This window comes from Lutimonas sp. (assembly GCF_051011215.1).
GTDB lineage: Bacteria > Bacteroidota > Bacteroidia > Flavobacteriales > Flavobacteriaceae > Lutimonas.
Genome location: NZ_JBPCUJ010000014.1, coordinates 56,702 through 70,523, shown reverse-complemented (window position 1 = coordinate 70,523; position 13,822 = coordinate 56,702). Strand labels below are relative to the sequence as shown.

Annotated in this window: 11 protein-coding genes; 7 read left to right on the top strand and 4 right to left on the bottom strand. The window is 38.7% G+C overall.

From position 1 onward, the window contains the following. The first annotated feature begins 1 nt into the window (after position 1). Complete coding sequence (locus ACR2MV_RS01740; protein ID WP_434020154.1) at positions 2-982, top strand: Gfo/Idh/MocA family protein; 981 nt, start codon at positions 2-4, stop codon at positions 980-982. A gap of 72 nt (positions 983-1,054) precedes the next feature. Next, the gene (gene lepA / locus ACR2MV_RS01735) at positions 1,055-2,851 is read left to right on the top strand and encodes a translation elongation factor 4 (protein WP_434020153.1); all 1,797 of its coding nucleotides are present in this window, start codon (positions 1,055-1,057) and stop codon (positions 2,849-2,851) included. Positions 2,852-2,862: 11 nt separating this feature from the next. On the opposite strand, the gene ACR2MV_RS01730 is transcribed toward lepA, so the two are convergent. The 4 genes from ACR2MV_RS01730 to ACR2MV_RS01715 all read right to left on the bottom strand — a co-directional run bounded on the left by ACR2MV_RS01730 (position 2,863) and on the right by ACR2MV_RS01715 (position 9,263). After that, positions 2,863-4,629, bottom strand: coding sequence for a mechanosensitive ion channel family protein (locus ACR2MV_RS01730; RefSeq protein ID WP_434020151.1), 1,767 nt, complete (start codon positions 4,627-4,629; stop codon positions 2,863-2,865). Between the two features lie 111 nt (positions 4,630-4,740). After that, a complete protein-coding gene (locus tag ACR2MV_RS01725) occupies positions 4,741-5,115 on the bottom strand; it encodes a HEPN domain-containing protein (protein WP_434020150.1) in 375 nt (124 codons plus the stop codon). Between the two features lie 60 nt (positions 5,116-5,175). Next, complete coding sequence (nifJ, locus tag ACR2MV_RS01720; protein ID WP_434020149.1) at positions 5,176-8,706, bottom strand: pyruvate:ferredoxin (flavodoxin) oxidoreductase; 3,531 nt, start codon at positions 8,704-8,706, stop codon at positions 5,176-5,178. Positions 8,707-8,912: 206 nt separating this feature from the next. Further along, on the bottom strand, positions 8,913-9,263 hold the full coding sequence (locus ACR2MV_RS01715) for a 4Fe-4S dicluster domain-containing protein (protein ID WP_434020148.1): 351 nt from the start codon (positions 9,261-9,263) through the stop codon (positions 8,913-8,915). Between the two features lie 230 nt (positions 9,264-9,493). Here ACR2MV_RS01715 and ACR2MV_RS01710 point away from each other — a divergent pair, with 230 nt between their 5' ends. The 5 genes from ACR2MV_RS01710 (at position 9,494) to ACR2MV_RS01690 (ending at position 13,822) form a co-directional block, all read left to right on the top strand. Further along, positions 9,494-11,359, top strand: coding sequence for a 2-oxoacid:acceptor oxidoreductase subunit alpha (locus ACR2MV_RS01710; RefSeq protein WP_434020147.1), 1,866 nt, complete (start codon positions 9,494-9,496; stop codon positions 11,357-11,359). Between the two features lies 1 nt (position 11,360). Continuing rightward, on the top strand, positions 11,361-12,374 hold the full coding sequence (locus tag ACR2MV_RS01705; RefSeq protein WP_434020145.1) for a 2-oxoacid:ferredoxin oxidoreductase subunit beta: 1,014 nt from the start codon (positions 11,361-11,363) through the stop codon (positions 12,372-12,374). Positions 12,375-12,448: 74 nt separating this feature from the next. After that, positions 12,449-12,799, top strand: a complete 351-nt coding sequence (locus tag ACR2MV_RS01700; RefSeq protein ID WP_434020144.1) for an NADH-quinone oxidoreductase subunit A — start codon at positions 12,449-12,451, stop codon at positions 12,797-12,799. Next, positions 12,769-13,350, top strand: coding sequence for an NADH-quinone oxidoreductase subunit B (locus tag ACR2MV_RS01695; protein WP_434020143.1), 582 nt, complete (start codon positions 12,769-12,771; stop codon positions 13,348-13,350). The genes ACR2MV_RS01700 and ACR2MV_RS01695 overlap by 31 nt, the downstream gene beginning before the upstream one ends. 10 nt (positions 13,351-13,360) lie before the next feature. Next, on the top strand, positions 13,361-13,822 hold the full coding sequence (locus tag ACR2MV_RS01690; RefSeq protein ID WP_434020141.1) for an NADH-quinone oxidoreductase subunit C: 462 nt from the start codon (positions 13,361-13,363) through the stop codon (positions 13,820-13,822).

The following is a 13,822-nucleotide window of genomic DNA, read 5'->3' as shown; positions in this document are numbered from 1 at the left end:
TATGTCAAAAAAATATAACTGGGCCATTCTTGGCTGTGGAAAAATTGCCAGAAAATTTGTGGCAGATCTCTCTTTGCTTCCAAATGCGAATTTGTATGCCGCCGCTTCGCGTAGCCTGGAAAATGCCAAAGAATTTGCCCAAGATCTGGGTTTTGAAAAAGCCTATGGATCTTATCAGGAAATGGTGGAAGATCCTCAGGTGGATGTGGTGTATGTGGCCACACCACATTCCAAACATCTGGAGCATAGTATGCTTTGTATGGATCATAAAAAAGCAGTGCTTTGTGAAAAGGCTTTTGCTATGAATACCAAGGAGGTGGATCAAATGATTGCGGCTTCGAAAAGCAACAATACATTCTTAATGGAAGCTTTCTGGACCATATTTTCAGCCAAGTTTATCAAGGTGATGGAATTAGCGAAAGACAAAGAATTGGGGCAACTGCGATTTGTAAAATCTGACTTTATGTTTAAGGCAGACTTTGATCCAGATAAGCGATTGTACAATATTGACCTGGGTGCTGGTTCTCTTTTAGACATTGGCATCTATCCAATATTCAGGTCATTGATGTTATTAGGGAAACCTATTGAGATTAAAACCATGGCAAATATAAGACCCACGGGCGTTGAGGACAGTATCAGTATGCTCTTCTCATATGAAAATGGTGCGATGGCCGTGCTTACATCAAGTTTTGAAAGTACGTGTAATAATCAGACCGAGCTTTGTTTTGAAAATGGATTTATCAAGTTTATCAGAGAGCCTGAATTTCCTATTTTTATCGAAAAAAATGGGGTTCAGGAAGAAATTCATATTGAACAGCCCCAAGGTATGGGCTATGAATTAGAAGCGGCTCATGTGATGGATTGTCTCGATAAAGAATTGATAGAAAGCCCTGTTTTACCTTTATCCTACAGTCGCGATTTGATGGAAATTATGGATCGGGTAAGGAAGGATGCCGGTATTGTATTTCCAAAGCACGATTAATCGCAAGAATTAGGTTTTGCCAATCAACTAATTGGTTATATTTGCGCAAATATTGAAGATAGGAAGACTAGGATGAAGAACATACGTAACTTTTGTATTATTGCTCATATTGATCACGGTAAAAGTACCTTGGCAGATAGGTTGTTGGAATATACCGATACTATTTCCGATCGGGAAAAACAAGATCAATTACTTGATAGTATGGACCTTGAAAGAGAACGAGGGATAACTATTAAGAGTCATGCGATTCAGATGGATTATGAATCTGAAGGAGAAAAGTATGTATTGAATTTGATCGACACGCCTGGTCACGTAGATTTTTCATACGAAGTTTCCAGATCGATTGCGTCCTGTGAAGGGGCTCTTTTGATTGTGGATGCGGCTCAAAGTATTCAGGCGCAGACCATTTCAAACCTGTACCTGGCGCTGGACAATGATCTTGAGATCATACCAGTTTTGAATAAGGTAGATTTACCAAGTGCAAATCCTGAAGAAGTCACTGATGATATTGTTGATTTGCTGGGATGTGATGCTGAAGAGGTTATTCACGCCAGCGGAAAAACAGGATTTGGTGTGGAAAATATTTTACAAGCCATCATCGAAAGAGTTCCAGCACCTAAAGGAGATCCTGATGGACCCTTACAGGCTTTGATCTTCGATTCTGTTTACAATTCATACCGAGGTGTAGAAACTTATTTCCGTGTGATCAACGGGGAGATTAAGAAAGGTCAACGTATTAAGTTTGTGGCTACTGATAATGAATATTTTGCGGATGAGGTAGGCACGCTCAAATTAAACCAAGAGCCTAAGAAAAGTATCAAGGCAGGAGATGTTGGTTACTTGATAACAGGTATCAAAACGGCCAGTGAAGTAAAAGTAGGAGATACCATTACCGATGCACTCAATCCAACCCAAGAAATTATTGAAGGATTTGAGGATGTAAAGCCTATGGTCTTTGCAGGAATTTATCCAGTGGATACAGATGAGTACGAAGAATTAAGAGCCTCGATGGAAAAATTAAAGCTCAATGATGCTTCTTTGGTTTTTGTTCCAGAGAGTTCGGCGGCCTTAGGTTTTGGTTTCAGATGTGGATTTTTAGGAATGCTTCATCTGGAAATTATTCAGGAGAGGCTGGAGCGAGAATTTGATATGACTGTGATTACGACGGTTCCCAATGTATCCTATCACGCCTATACAAACAAACGTCCGGATGATATGATCCTGGTAAATAATCCAAGTGATTTACCGGAACCTTCTACTTTAAACAGGGTAGAGGAGCCATTTATCAAGGCCAGTATTATCACAAAAGCAGATTTTGTCGGTCCTGTTATGAGTTTATGTATCGAGAAAAGAGGTGAAATAACTAATCAGACCTACCTGACCACTGAAAGAGTGGAATTGAGTTTTGACATGCCATTGTCAGAAATCGTTTTTGATTTTTACGACAGGTTAAAAACGGTGTCTAAGGGATATGCTTCTTTTGATTATCACCCAATCGGATTCAGATCTTCTAAGTTAGTACGTGTTGATATTCTGTTAAATGGTCAGCCAGTAGATGCTTTGTCTGCTTTATTGCATGACAGTACAGCGTATGCTATCGGAAAAAAAATGTGTGAGAAATTACGTCAACTGATCCCTAGACAGCAATTTGATATTCCAGTTCAGGCTGCTATCGGGGCTAAGATTATCGCGAGAGAAACGATTAAGGCTTTAAGAAAAGACGTTACTGCCAAATGTTATGGGGGTGATATTTCCCGTAAAAGGAAGCTTCTGGAAAAGCAGAAAAAAGGTAAAAAGCGTATGCGTCTGGTAGGAAATGTTGAAATTCCTCAACAAGCATTTATGGCTGTATTAAAGCTGAACGACTAATTTTTAAAACATTAGTCGGAAAAAAGATTTGGATTAGTTCCTTTTCTTTGATCAGCATCGCTGTTTTTCCCCTTACTTTTTCTAACCTTAACGGCTTGGTTCTTTCCTGTTAAATGATCGACTATTTTATCGATAGGGCTTTTGGCTTCAGGACTTAATTTACTGGGCACTGTGGTGAGATTCCCGTCGCGTGCTGCAATGTATTGAGGTGATAGAATCTCGACGCCTTCCTTATTGAATACATCTAAAATGTTTTTATGAATATCAGAATAGATCAGAGCCATTTTTTTTGCCTCCTTGCTATACGCATTTATCTCGTAGGACACATAGTTATCATCCAAACTGGTTTGTAAGACAAACGGTTTGGGTTCGGGTTCAATATGGATACTTTTTAAGGCTGCTTCGATCAAGAGCTTTTCTACCAATTCCCAGGAAACGTCATATCCAATAGTTATTGAAGTATGCAGTAACAAACCGTTTTTCTCCACATTGGCTGAATAGTTCACCAAATGATTGATAATAATATTGGCATTAGGAATGGTTACATCTTCGTTTTTAATGGTACGAATTCTCGTGACCAACAATGTTTTTTCAACTACATCCCCAACAGTATCCTGTATCCTTACCCGATCCCCGATTTGATAAGGTCTCATATAAGTTATAACAACGCCGGCAACAATATTTGCAACGGCAGAAGTAGAACCAAAAGATACCAAGGCACCAATAAAAATGGATACACCGCGAAAGGCAGGTGAGGTGGATCCGGGTAAATGGGGATATATTAGGACCAGCGCAAAAGCCCAGATCAGAAGTCCAATAATTTTTTGAGTGGTACTGGCCCAGTCCTTGGGAAAGCCTTGAATGATAAATTTTTCTGCTTCGATGTCTTCCACGATATCACGTAGCACCCTTATCACATATCGCGTGACAAAAATTATGACGATGATGAAAATCAAATTAGGTAAAAAATCCACAAAGCCAAAGAATACAAACTTAATGGGTCTGGCCAGATACCCGTAAAACTTGTGCACTAAATCCTCCGTCCAGGGAAAAAAACTGAACATAAAAGGCAAATAGGTAAGAAAAATAAAGCCAATGGTCAGAATTCTGACAACATTTGCCATAAAGACGAAAATGTTTTGTGTGTTTTTAGGAATAAAATATTTGAAAATATTTTTCTTGTTTTTAAGAAACCTTTTTTCAAATTTCGACAAGTACACCATCAGTTTTCTAAAAAGCCAGTTGATTAGTTTAATTGCCAGGATTAAAACAATAAGTGATAGAATAAAGTATCCAATTCTAATCAACCATTCTTTGGTAGTTAGGTCATATTTACTTTCTTCCTTTAAGGCATTTTTAAATTTAATTATTTGCATTTCTGCAAGCGCTTTCATAGAGAGGTTGTTGGTTTTTGCATCATTTTTTGTGATTATAAAAGCCACCTCATCATTATACATGATGCTTATAAATTCATTTTGTTTTTGAAGGTAGATACTATCGTTGGCGCTGTCATAATTCCGGGTGAGATCGTCCAGTCGCTTGGATATCTGTTGAGCCCTGTATTCAACCGGGTACTCTTTGGGTGAATAGCGAATCAAAAAAAGAGTGTCATTGTCAAAGATAACCGGAGCAATATTGTTTTTTTCTGCCTGACCTGTCTGGGTAGTTGCAGAAGAATCTTCTTGCTTTTTAATGCTGTCCCGAACGACATTTATTGCCGATACATGAAGATAGAACAGGCTAAAAATGAATGCCAATGCTAGTTGAGGGGAGCGCATACGAATATAGGTTTGTCTAGCTAATATACTAGAAAAAAATGTATTTACCTGAAGACCTATACTTTAGGAAGGTGAATTTTGGTTTTGAATAAGCCGAAAGGTCTGTCGGGTTCATGAAATACCCATGCTTCTTAGTAAATTGTCAAGCTCATCGGCTCGCTGGAAACAGGCGTTCACTTTTTTTGAATCTTCGCAAAATGTATGATTTTGATGATCAGAACTACAATCAATAACGGATAAATTGATGCTATTGAATTTTTTATCGATCAGTTTACACCTGTCGAGAAGTGTGTCAAGTGCCTCCTCATGAGATGTGTCATACCCTCTGTTAGATAAAAAACCTTTTAGGAAATTCTCTATTGCGAAAAGGGTGTTTTTACAAACGAGAAAATTAACAACATCTTCTTTGGGTTTGTATAGTTCTTCATTTGCTTTTTTTAGATGCTCATCGGCATTTTTAAAATGATTTTTTGCTTTTTTATCCATGATTTGAAAATTTAAAACCCCGCAAAACAAAGCTGTTTTGCGGGGTTTGGATTGACAAAATTACATGCTTTTAAATAATTCTAATCTTTCCCATTTAGAATCAACTTCTTCTTGAGCCTGATTTAACAGTTCAGAAGCCAAGGAAGCATTTTCTTTTACAACTCTTGTAAATCGTGCTTCATTGTACATAAAGTCTTCTAACGGCGCTGACGGCGCTTTGGAATCGAGTTTGAACTTTTTCCCTTTTGCTTTAGATGGGTCAAATCTGAATAATGGCCAATAGCCGGTATCAACTGCTTTTACCTGTTGAGTAGCTCCATGTTTCAGATCGTATCCATGTTCACCACAATGAGAATAGGCAACGATTAACGAAGGACCATCGTATTCAGCCGCTTCTTTAATAGCTCTTAAGGTTTGCACATCTTTGGCACCCATGGCAATTTGAGCTACATAGACGTTTCCGTATGAAATAGCCTGCATAGACAAACTCTTCTTAGGTGTCTTTTTACCCGCAATTGAGAATTTGGCACTTGCCCCTAAAGGTGTGGCTTTCGATGTCTGTCCACCTGTATTAGAGTAAACCTCGGTATCCATTACCAGGATATTGATATTTTCTCCGGAGGCCAGTACATGATCAACACCACCATAACCAATGTCATAAGCCCAACCGTCTCCACCAAAGATCCAAACCGCTTTTTTGCGCAGATATTCAGTTAATTGATTCAGTTTTTTAGCTTCTTCATTATTATCAAGTATATCCAGTGTTTTCTTTAATTTATCGATGTCCTCAAACTTTTTAGCTTTTTCGGTTTCATCAGTTTCCGGATTGCTTAAAATGTCCGTTACCAATTCACTTCCAACCAATAATTCAAGGGATCTAAGTAAATTAACTGCTATTTCCTGTTTTTTGGTTAATGCCAGTTGCATTCCCAGACCGAATTCAGCATTGTCTTCAAAGAGTGAATTCGCCCAAGCAGGTCCTCTTCCAAACTCGTTGGTTCTGTAAGGTGTAGTTGGCAGGTTTCCACCGTAAATAGAGCTACAACCTGTAGCATTTGCAATCATGATGCTGTCTCCGTATAACTGAGTAATCAATTTGATATAAGGAGTCTCGCCACAACCTGAACAAGCTCCGGAGAACTCAAATAAAGGTTGTAAGAACTGAGCTCCTTTTACATTGGAAGTACTCAATTCGGTTCTGGCATAATCAGGAAGGTTAATAAAGAAGTCCCAATTTTGGTTTTCAACCACATCATGCTCCAGTTTTTTGCGCATATTGATGGATTTGAAACCAGGTATTTCTTTGCTTTCAGCAGGACAAACTTCAACACATAAGTCACATCCTGTACAATCCTCTGGAGATACCTGCAATACATAGGCATCGTCCTTGGCAAAAGGTCTTCCTTTGGCAGGTACATGTTTAAGCGTTAATGGTGCTTCAAAGATTTCTTCTTTAGAAACAACCTTGGCTCTAATCGCAGCGTGAGGGCAAATAGCAACACACTTATTACATTGCGTACAGATGCTTTCATCATCCCAGATAGGAATAAAATGAGCGATACCACTTTTTTCGTATTGAGTAGTTCCTGTTGGGAAGGTTCCGTCAACCGGGAACGCACTTACCGGTAATTCATCACCTCTACCTGCAAGAATCGTTTCTAATACCTCCGTGACAAAACCGTCAGGAGCATTGGTCATCGCAGAAACAAATTGTTTATCACTGGTAACCTCACCAGGAAGCTCCACTTTCTGCAGGTTTTCAAGGGATTTGTCAACTGCCTCAAAGTTCATTTGAACGATTTTATCTCCTTTATGAGAATAAGACTTCACAATAGCATCCTTGATTTTTTGTATGGCTTCTTTTTTAGGAAGCACACCTGAAATAGCGAAGAAACAGGTTTGTAATACAGTGTTGGTTCGTTTCCCTAATTTCGCTTCTTGAGCTACTTTTGAGGCATCCACGATGTAAAAATTAACTTCATTTTCGATCAAATGCTTTTGCATTTCTTCAGGAAGCTGGTCCCAGATCTCATCCTTTGAATAAGGTGAATTTAATAGAAATGTCCCGCCTTTTTTCAGATCATTGATCATGTCATATTTTTCAATGAAGTTGAATTGATGAGAGGCAATAAAGTCTGCTTTTTCAATAAGATACGAGGAATGAATAGGTTCAGGCCCAAATCTTAAATGAGAAATTGTCTGTGCTCCTGCTTTTTTTGAATCATATACAAAGTATCCCTGAACAAAATTGTCAGTAGTTTCACCGATAATTTTGATGGAATTTTTATTACCACCAACAGTACCATCAGATCCTAATCCATAGAACATACAGTTAAACGTAGTTCTTTTAACGTCAAATACAGGATCGGCCATTAAACTGGTATGTGTTATATCGTCAATAATACCAACTGTAAAATGATTTTTAGGTGTGTCTTTCAATAATTCGTCATAGACACCTTTTACCATTTTTGGTGTAAATTCTTTGGAGGATAGCCCGTAGCGTCCACCAACGATGGTTGGTAATGACTCACCACTTTCCATAAAAGCACTAAGAACATCCATATAAAGAGGTTCGCCTATACTACCTGGTTCCTTTGTTCTGTCGAGAACGGCAATTTTCTTAACTGTTTTTGGAATTTTATCAATAAAGTCTTTGACAGAGAAAGGTCTGTATAATCTTACAAACAAAGCACCTACTTTTTCTCCTTCAGCTACCATTTTCTCCATGGCTTCATACACAGGTCCTTCTCCGGATCCCATGATGATCGTTACTCTTTCTGCTTCCGGATGACCGATATAATTAAACAGGTCATAACGTCTTCCTGTATGCGCATAGAATTCATCCATCACGCTTTGAACGATACCAGGAACTTTGTCATAAAAAGTGTTAGCGGCTTCTCTGGCCTGGAAGAATACATCCGGGTTTTGCGAGGTACCTCTTATCACCGGGTTATCGGGGTCCAAAGAATTCTTTTTATGCGCCATAATGCGATCTTCAGGCATCATTGCCTTGATAATGTCATCTGGAATGGCATCAATTTTTGAGATTTCATGAGAGGTTCTGAAACCGTCAAAAATGTTCATAAAAGGGATTCTTGATTTAAGTGTGGCAACCTGAGAAATCAATGCAAAATCCTGAGCTTCCTGTACAGAACCTCCGAAAAGCATGGCAAAACCGGTTTGTCTGGCTGACATCACATCACTGTGGTCTCCAAAAATAGAGAGTGCATGCGTAGCAACGGTTCTGGCTGCAACATGAATGACACTTGGAAGTAACTCACCTGCCATTTTATACATATTAGGAATCATCAGAAGCAAACCTTGGGATGCCGTAAATGTAGTTGTTAATGCACCGGCCTGCAAGGAACCATGAACAGCACCTGCTGCGCCACCTTCACTTTGCATTTCAACGATGCGAGGAATATTATTCCAGATATTTTTTTGTTCTTTGGAACTGTATAGATCTACATGTTCACCCATAGGTGATGCTGGAGTAATTGGGTAAATGGCGCATACTTCATTCGTTTTATGCGCTACTCTGGCAACCGCTTCATTTGCATCACAAATTATTTTTTCAAATTGTTTTTTCATTTTGTAGAAAGTTTAATAATGTGAGATAAGTTTACTACTGTTTTTAATCCTCATTTTAGTAACAAGACTAACTGGATGTAAAATTATAGCTAAAGCAAGACTTAAATTATGATATAAGTCATAGGCCTATTAGGCAGGGGTTTGGCACAAAAAAAAAGAGTATTTGATTTCAAATACTCTTTTTTAGAATGTTGTTAGATACTTATTTATTCTCCGTGCATCCAAACTTTTTTGGCAAGAAGTGTATCTTCCGACTCTACATTGTCTTCGTCAGGAACACAGCAGTCAACCGGGCATACCGCCGCACATTGAGGTTCGTCATGGAAACCTTTACACTCTGTACATTTATCAGTTACAATAAAGTAGAATTCATCGCTTACGGCTTCGTTTTCCTCATCTGCATCAACCGTTCTTCCGTCAGGAGTGGTTACTTCACCGCTTAAAGAAGTTTCATCAGAATACGACCATTCACTATCCGGTTCGTAAATTGCATTATTAGGACATTCGGCAACGCAAGCGTCACAGTTTATACATTCGTCTGTTATAATTATAGCCATTTTATTTATTTTTAAAATTCTCCCACAAAGTTAAAGAAATATAATTTTATAAATTTCAGAAAAATCAAAATTTAGAATTATTCCAAATAAGAGATTTTCAGGACTTTATATGTAATAAAAATTACAGATTGATAAAAGTCATATTCTGTATTAAGTCGGCACATTACTTTTAACTACTAATTGAGTAGGGTAATATAAAATTTAGTAAATTTATCAAAAATATACAGAAGATGGCTGTTAATAATATTGAACCGAATCAGACAGAAGTCGAATCCTTAAGTGCAGTAGTAATAAGATTTGTTGGAGACTCGGGAGATGGAATGCAGTTGACTGGTACTCAGTTTACTGACACTTCTGCCATGTTTGGAAATGACGTTGCGACCTTTCCCAACTATCCAGCTGAAATTAGAGCGCCTCAAGGAAGTTTATATGGCGTATCAGGTTTTCAAGTACATATTGGGAGTATAGAAATAAGTACTCCGGGCGATGATTTGGATTTATTGGTTGCCATGAACCCTGCCGGATTAAAAACAAACCTGCACGCTGTAAAAGCAGGTCATACGATTATTGTTGATATTGACGCTTTTAGCAAAAAGAATTTGCAAAAGGCTGAATACGAATCAAATCCTCTGGAAGATGGTAGTCTTGAAAATTACCGTGTTATTGAAGTGTCAATGACTTCTATGACCAAGGAGTCGTTGAAAGATATGGGGCTTGATAATAAAAGTATTACGAGAAGTAAGAATATGTTTGCCCTTGGGATGGTGTATTGGATGTATGACCGTGAAATGGACCATACCCTTAATTTCTTTAATCAGAAATTTAAATACAAACCAGAAGTAGCTGAAGCCAATGCGAAAGTTTTAAAGGCGGGCTTTTTCTATGCGGAAACCCTGGAGTTGATTCCAAACGCATATAAAATTTCGCCATCTGAGATGCAAAGCGGCACCTACAGAATAGTTAATGGAAATACCGCAACAGCATGGGGGTTTCTGGCAGCTGCAGAGAAGTCGGGTCTTGAATTGTTTCTGGGATCTTACCCAATTACGCCGGCGACTGATATTCTTCATGAATTAGTAAAGCATAAAAATTTTGGTGTCAAGGCATTTCAGGCTGAGGATGAGATTGCGGGAGTAACCTCTGCAATAGGAGCTTCTTTTGCCGGAGACCTAGCCATTACAACTACTTCAGGACCGGGATTAGCTCTCAAAGGAGAGGCGATAGGTCTGGCTCTTATGACCGAACTACCATTGGTGATTGTCAATGTGCAAAGAGGAGGTCCTTCCACAGGCTTGCCAACGAAAACCGAACAATCAGATTTGTTACAGGCCATGTACGGTAGAAACGGAGAATCACCTGTAATCGTTATTGCAGCAAGTACTCCATCAGATTGTTTTGATTATGCGTATATAGCGGCAAAACTGACTTTAGAACATATGACGCCTGTTATCTTGTTGACTGACGGATATATTGCCAACGGATCTGAGCCGTGGAGAATTAAGTCAATAAATGATATGCCTGAAATCAAAACCAAGATCATTGATGAGCGTTCAGAAACATGGCATCCTTATGATCGTGACAATGAAACGCTTTCAAGAAACTGGGCCATACCTGGGTCGGCAGGACTCGAACACCGGGTGGGTGGATTGGAAAAAGATAAGATTACTGGTAATGTGTCATATATACCTGATAATCATGAGTATATGACAAATATCAGGGCCGAAAAAGTAAAGAGGGTTGAGAATTATATACCCGATTTACAGGCTGAATACAATGAAGAAGGAGACTTGCTTGTGATTGGTTGGGGAGGTACTTATGGAAGTCTGCATTCTGCTGTGAGACGTTTGGACAGCAAAGGTTATAAAATTGGTCATGCTCATTTTCATTATTTGAATCCATTTCCGAAAAATACAGCTGAAGTATTGTCTAAATTTAAGAAGATCATCATTTGCGAATTGAACAAAGGTCAATTGGCCACCATACTTAAGGGAAGATTCGCAGAACATGAATATATTCAATATAACAAGGTAATGGGCTTACCGTTTTCGGTAACTGACCTGACAGAAAAATTCAAGAACCTACTAAAAGAGAATTGATATGCAGGACACAATAGAAAAAAAATACACTTTTAAGGATTTTGCCAGTGACCAGGAGGTTAGATGGTGTCCGGGCTGTGATGATTATGTGATTTTAAGAGCCATGCAAAAGGCCCTTCCTGACATGGGAGTTAAAAAAGAAGACGTCGTGTTTATTTCGGGTATTGGATGTTCATCCAGATTCCCCTATTATATAGATTCATATGGAATGCATAGCATTCATGGACGTGCTGCCGCTATTTCAAGTGGTGTTAAATTAGCAAATCCTGATCTGAGCGTATGGATGATAACCGGAGATGGTGACAGTTTGGCTATTGGTGGGAATCATTTTATTCATGTCTTACGACGTAATTTGGATCTCAATATTATATTGTTTAATAATGAAATATACGGCCTGACCAAGGGGCAGTTTTCACCAACATCTTTGATTGGTCAAAAAACAAAATCATCTCCCTATGGAAATACGCAGCCTCCTTTTCATCCTGGAGAGTTGGCTTTAGGAGCTCAAGCTCGATTTTTTGCTCGTTTAGGAGGGAATAGCCCAAAGGAAATGACAAGCTTATTTATAGAGGCGGAAAAGTTCAAAGGAACTTCATTGATCGAGATTCTTCAGAACTGTGTTATTTTCAATGACGGTTGTTTCACACAATTCACGGACAAAAAGGTAAGAGAAGATAAACAAATGTTTCTTGAACACGGGAAACCAATGATCTTTGGGAAAGAAAGAGACAAGGGACTTGTTCTCAATGGTCTAAAGTTAGAAGTTGTAACGATAGGTGAGGAAGGAGTCAGCGAAGAAGATATTCTGATTCATGATGCCAAATGTGAGGACAATACCTTGCATCAGATGCTTGTCAAATTACAGTATCCTTTGGCTACCGGAATTATCAGGAGTTTTGAAGATGCAACTTTTGAAGAACGAGAGGCAGCATTGAATGAAGCAGTGACATCTAAATCAAAGTTTGCCAAAGTAGATGACCTGTTTTTTTCTGGAGAAACCTATGAAGTAAAATAGAGATTGATCTGGGTGACCGTGGTCACCCTTTTTTTTTAATCACATGTTTAGATGTGTAAAAGTTAAAATGAATTATGGGCTATGAGGCAATTATAGTTTTTTTTATTGCAGGAGTATTTCTTGTGGTGCTGGCCAATTTTTTATCTGGTCTGATTTCTCATAAATCTGAGAATGAATCTAAAAAGGAACCCTATGAATGTGGTGTGGAGACCATAGGTCCGACATGGGTGCAGTTCAAGGTTGGGTATTATCTATTCGCCATACTGTTTTTATTGTTTGATATTGAAGTGGCATTTCTTGTGCCTTGGGCCACCGTCTTTAAGGAAGTTGGCACGGTAGCATTAGTTGAGATACTTATATTTTTATTTATACTGGGATTGGGATTGTTATATGCATGGAAAAAAAGAGCGTTGAAATGGGAGTAGAAGGACAGACATTGGGAGAAGATTTTCCGGGAAGAGTGATTCCTGCAGGAAATGGAGCGAATATAGTAATCACCTCTTTGGATAAAGTAATTAATTGGGGGCGTTCAAATTCTTTGTGGCCCTTGTATTTTGGAACAAGTTGCTGCGCGATTGAAATGATGCAGACCGGTGCTGCCAGACATGATTGGTCCCGGTTCGGATTTGAAGTCGCCAGACCCTCACCCAGACAGGCAGATCTTATTATAATTGCCGGAACTATTGTCAATAAAATGGCACCTGTGCTCAGACGATTATACGATCAAATGGCGGAACCTAAATATGTAATCGCCATGGGAGCCTGTGCTATCTCCGGCGGACCTTTTTATTATAATTCTTATTCGGTAGTAAAGGGCGCTGATCACGTGATACCTGTTGATGTTTATGTACCAGGATGTCCGCCCAGGCCGGAGGCTTTGCTGGATGGAATGTTTATCCTTCAGGATAAAATAAGAAAGGAGAATCGATTAGAAAAAACCAACCCTATAGAAGGGTTTGATGAAGGAAAGCTGTAATATGAGTATGATGACACATCAAGAAATACAAGAATTAGTTTCAAGCTGGAGTGAGCAATTGGAATTTACAGAAGAAGCCTCAGCGTTTTTAAATGTTACGGTTCCCAAAGAACTTTTATTTGAAATATGCACGAAACTAAGAGAAACGCCTGCATTGGATTTTGATTATTTGTTCTGTTTAACAGGCATTGATTACGGTGAAAAGTTAGGTGTAATTTACCACCTGGAGTCCATCGAAAATAAACATAGTATCGTGCTAAAGGTGAGCACCGAAGACAGAGAAACACCTGAATTGGATACAGTAAGCAGTATTTGGCGTACGGCAGAGTTTCATGAAATGGAAGTATATGATTTTTTAGGGATCACTTTTAAGAATCATCCAAATATGAAGCGCTTGTTTCTGCCTCCTGAATGGGATGGATTCCCGTTGAGGAAAGATTATATCGATGAGGCAAATATGGTGATCAAATAA

Excerpts from the sequence above, each read along its gene's own strand:
- ACR2MV_RS01695 (WP_434020143.1), top strand. The coding sequence starts at position 12,769 with ATGGAAAAAAAGAGCGTTGAAATGGGAGTAGAAGGACAGACATTGGGA.
- lepA (WP_434020153.1), top strand. The coding sequence starts at position 1,055 with ATGAAGAACATACGTAACTTTTGTATTATTGCTCATATTGATCACGGT.
- ACR2MV_RS01710 (WP_434020147.1), top strand. The coding sequence starts at position 9,494 with ATGGCTGTTAATAATATTGAACCGAATCAGACAGAAGTCGAATCCTTA.
- ACR2MV_RS01700 (WP_434020144.1), top strand. The coding sequence starts at position 12,449 with ATGGGCTATGAGGCAATTATAGTTTTTTTTATTGCAGGAGTATTTCTT.
- ACR2MV_RS01730 (WP_434020151.1), bottom strand. The coding sequence starts at position 4,629 with ATGCGCTCCCCTCAACTAGCATTGGCATTCATTTTTAGCCTGTTCTAT.
- ACR2MV_RS01690 (WP_434020141.1), top strand. The coding sequence starts at position 13,361 with ATGACACATCAAGAAATACAAGAATTAGTTTCAAGCTGGAGTGAGCAA.
- ACR2MV_RS01715 (WP_434020148.1), bottom strand. The coding sequence starts at position 9,263 with ATGGCTATAATTATAACAGACGAATGTATAAACTGTGACGCTTGCGTT.
- nifJ (WP_434020149.1), bottom strand. The coding sequence starts at position 8,706 with ATGAAAAAACAATTTGAAAAAATAATTTGTGATGCAAATGAAGCGGTT.
- ACR2MV_RS01705 (WP_434020145.1), top strand. The coding sequence starts at position 11,361 with ATGCAGGACACAATAGAAAAAAAATACACTTTTAAGGATTTTGCCAGT.
- ACR2MV_RS01725 (WP_434020150.1), bottom strand. The coding sequence starts at position 5,115 with ATGGATAAAAAAGCAAAAAATCATTTTAAAAATGCCGATGAGCATCTA.
- ACR2MV_RS01740 (WP_434020154.1), top strand. The coding sequence starts at position 2 with ATGTCAAAAAAATATAACTGGGCCATTCTTGGCTGTGGAAAAATTGCC.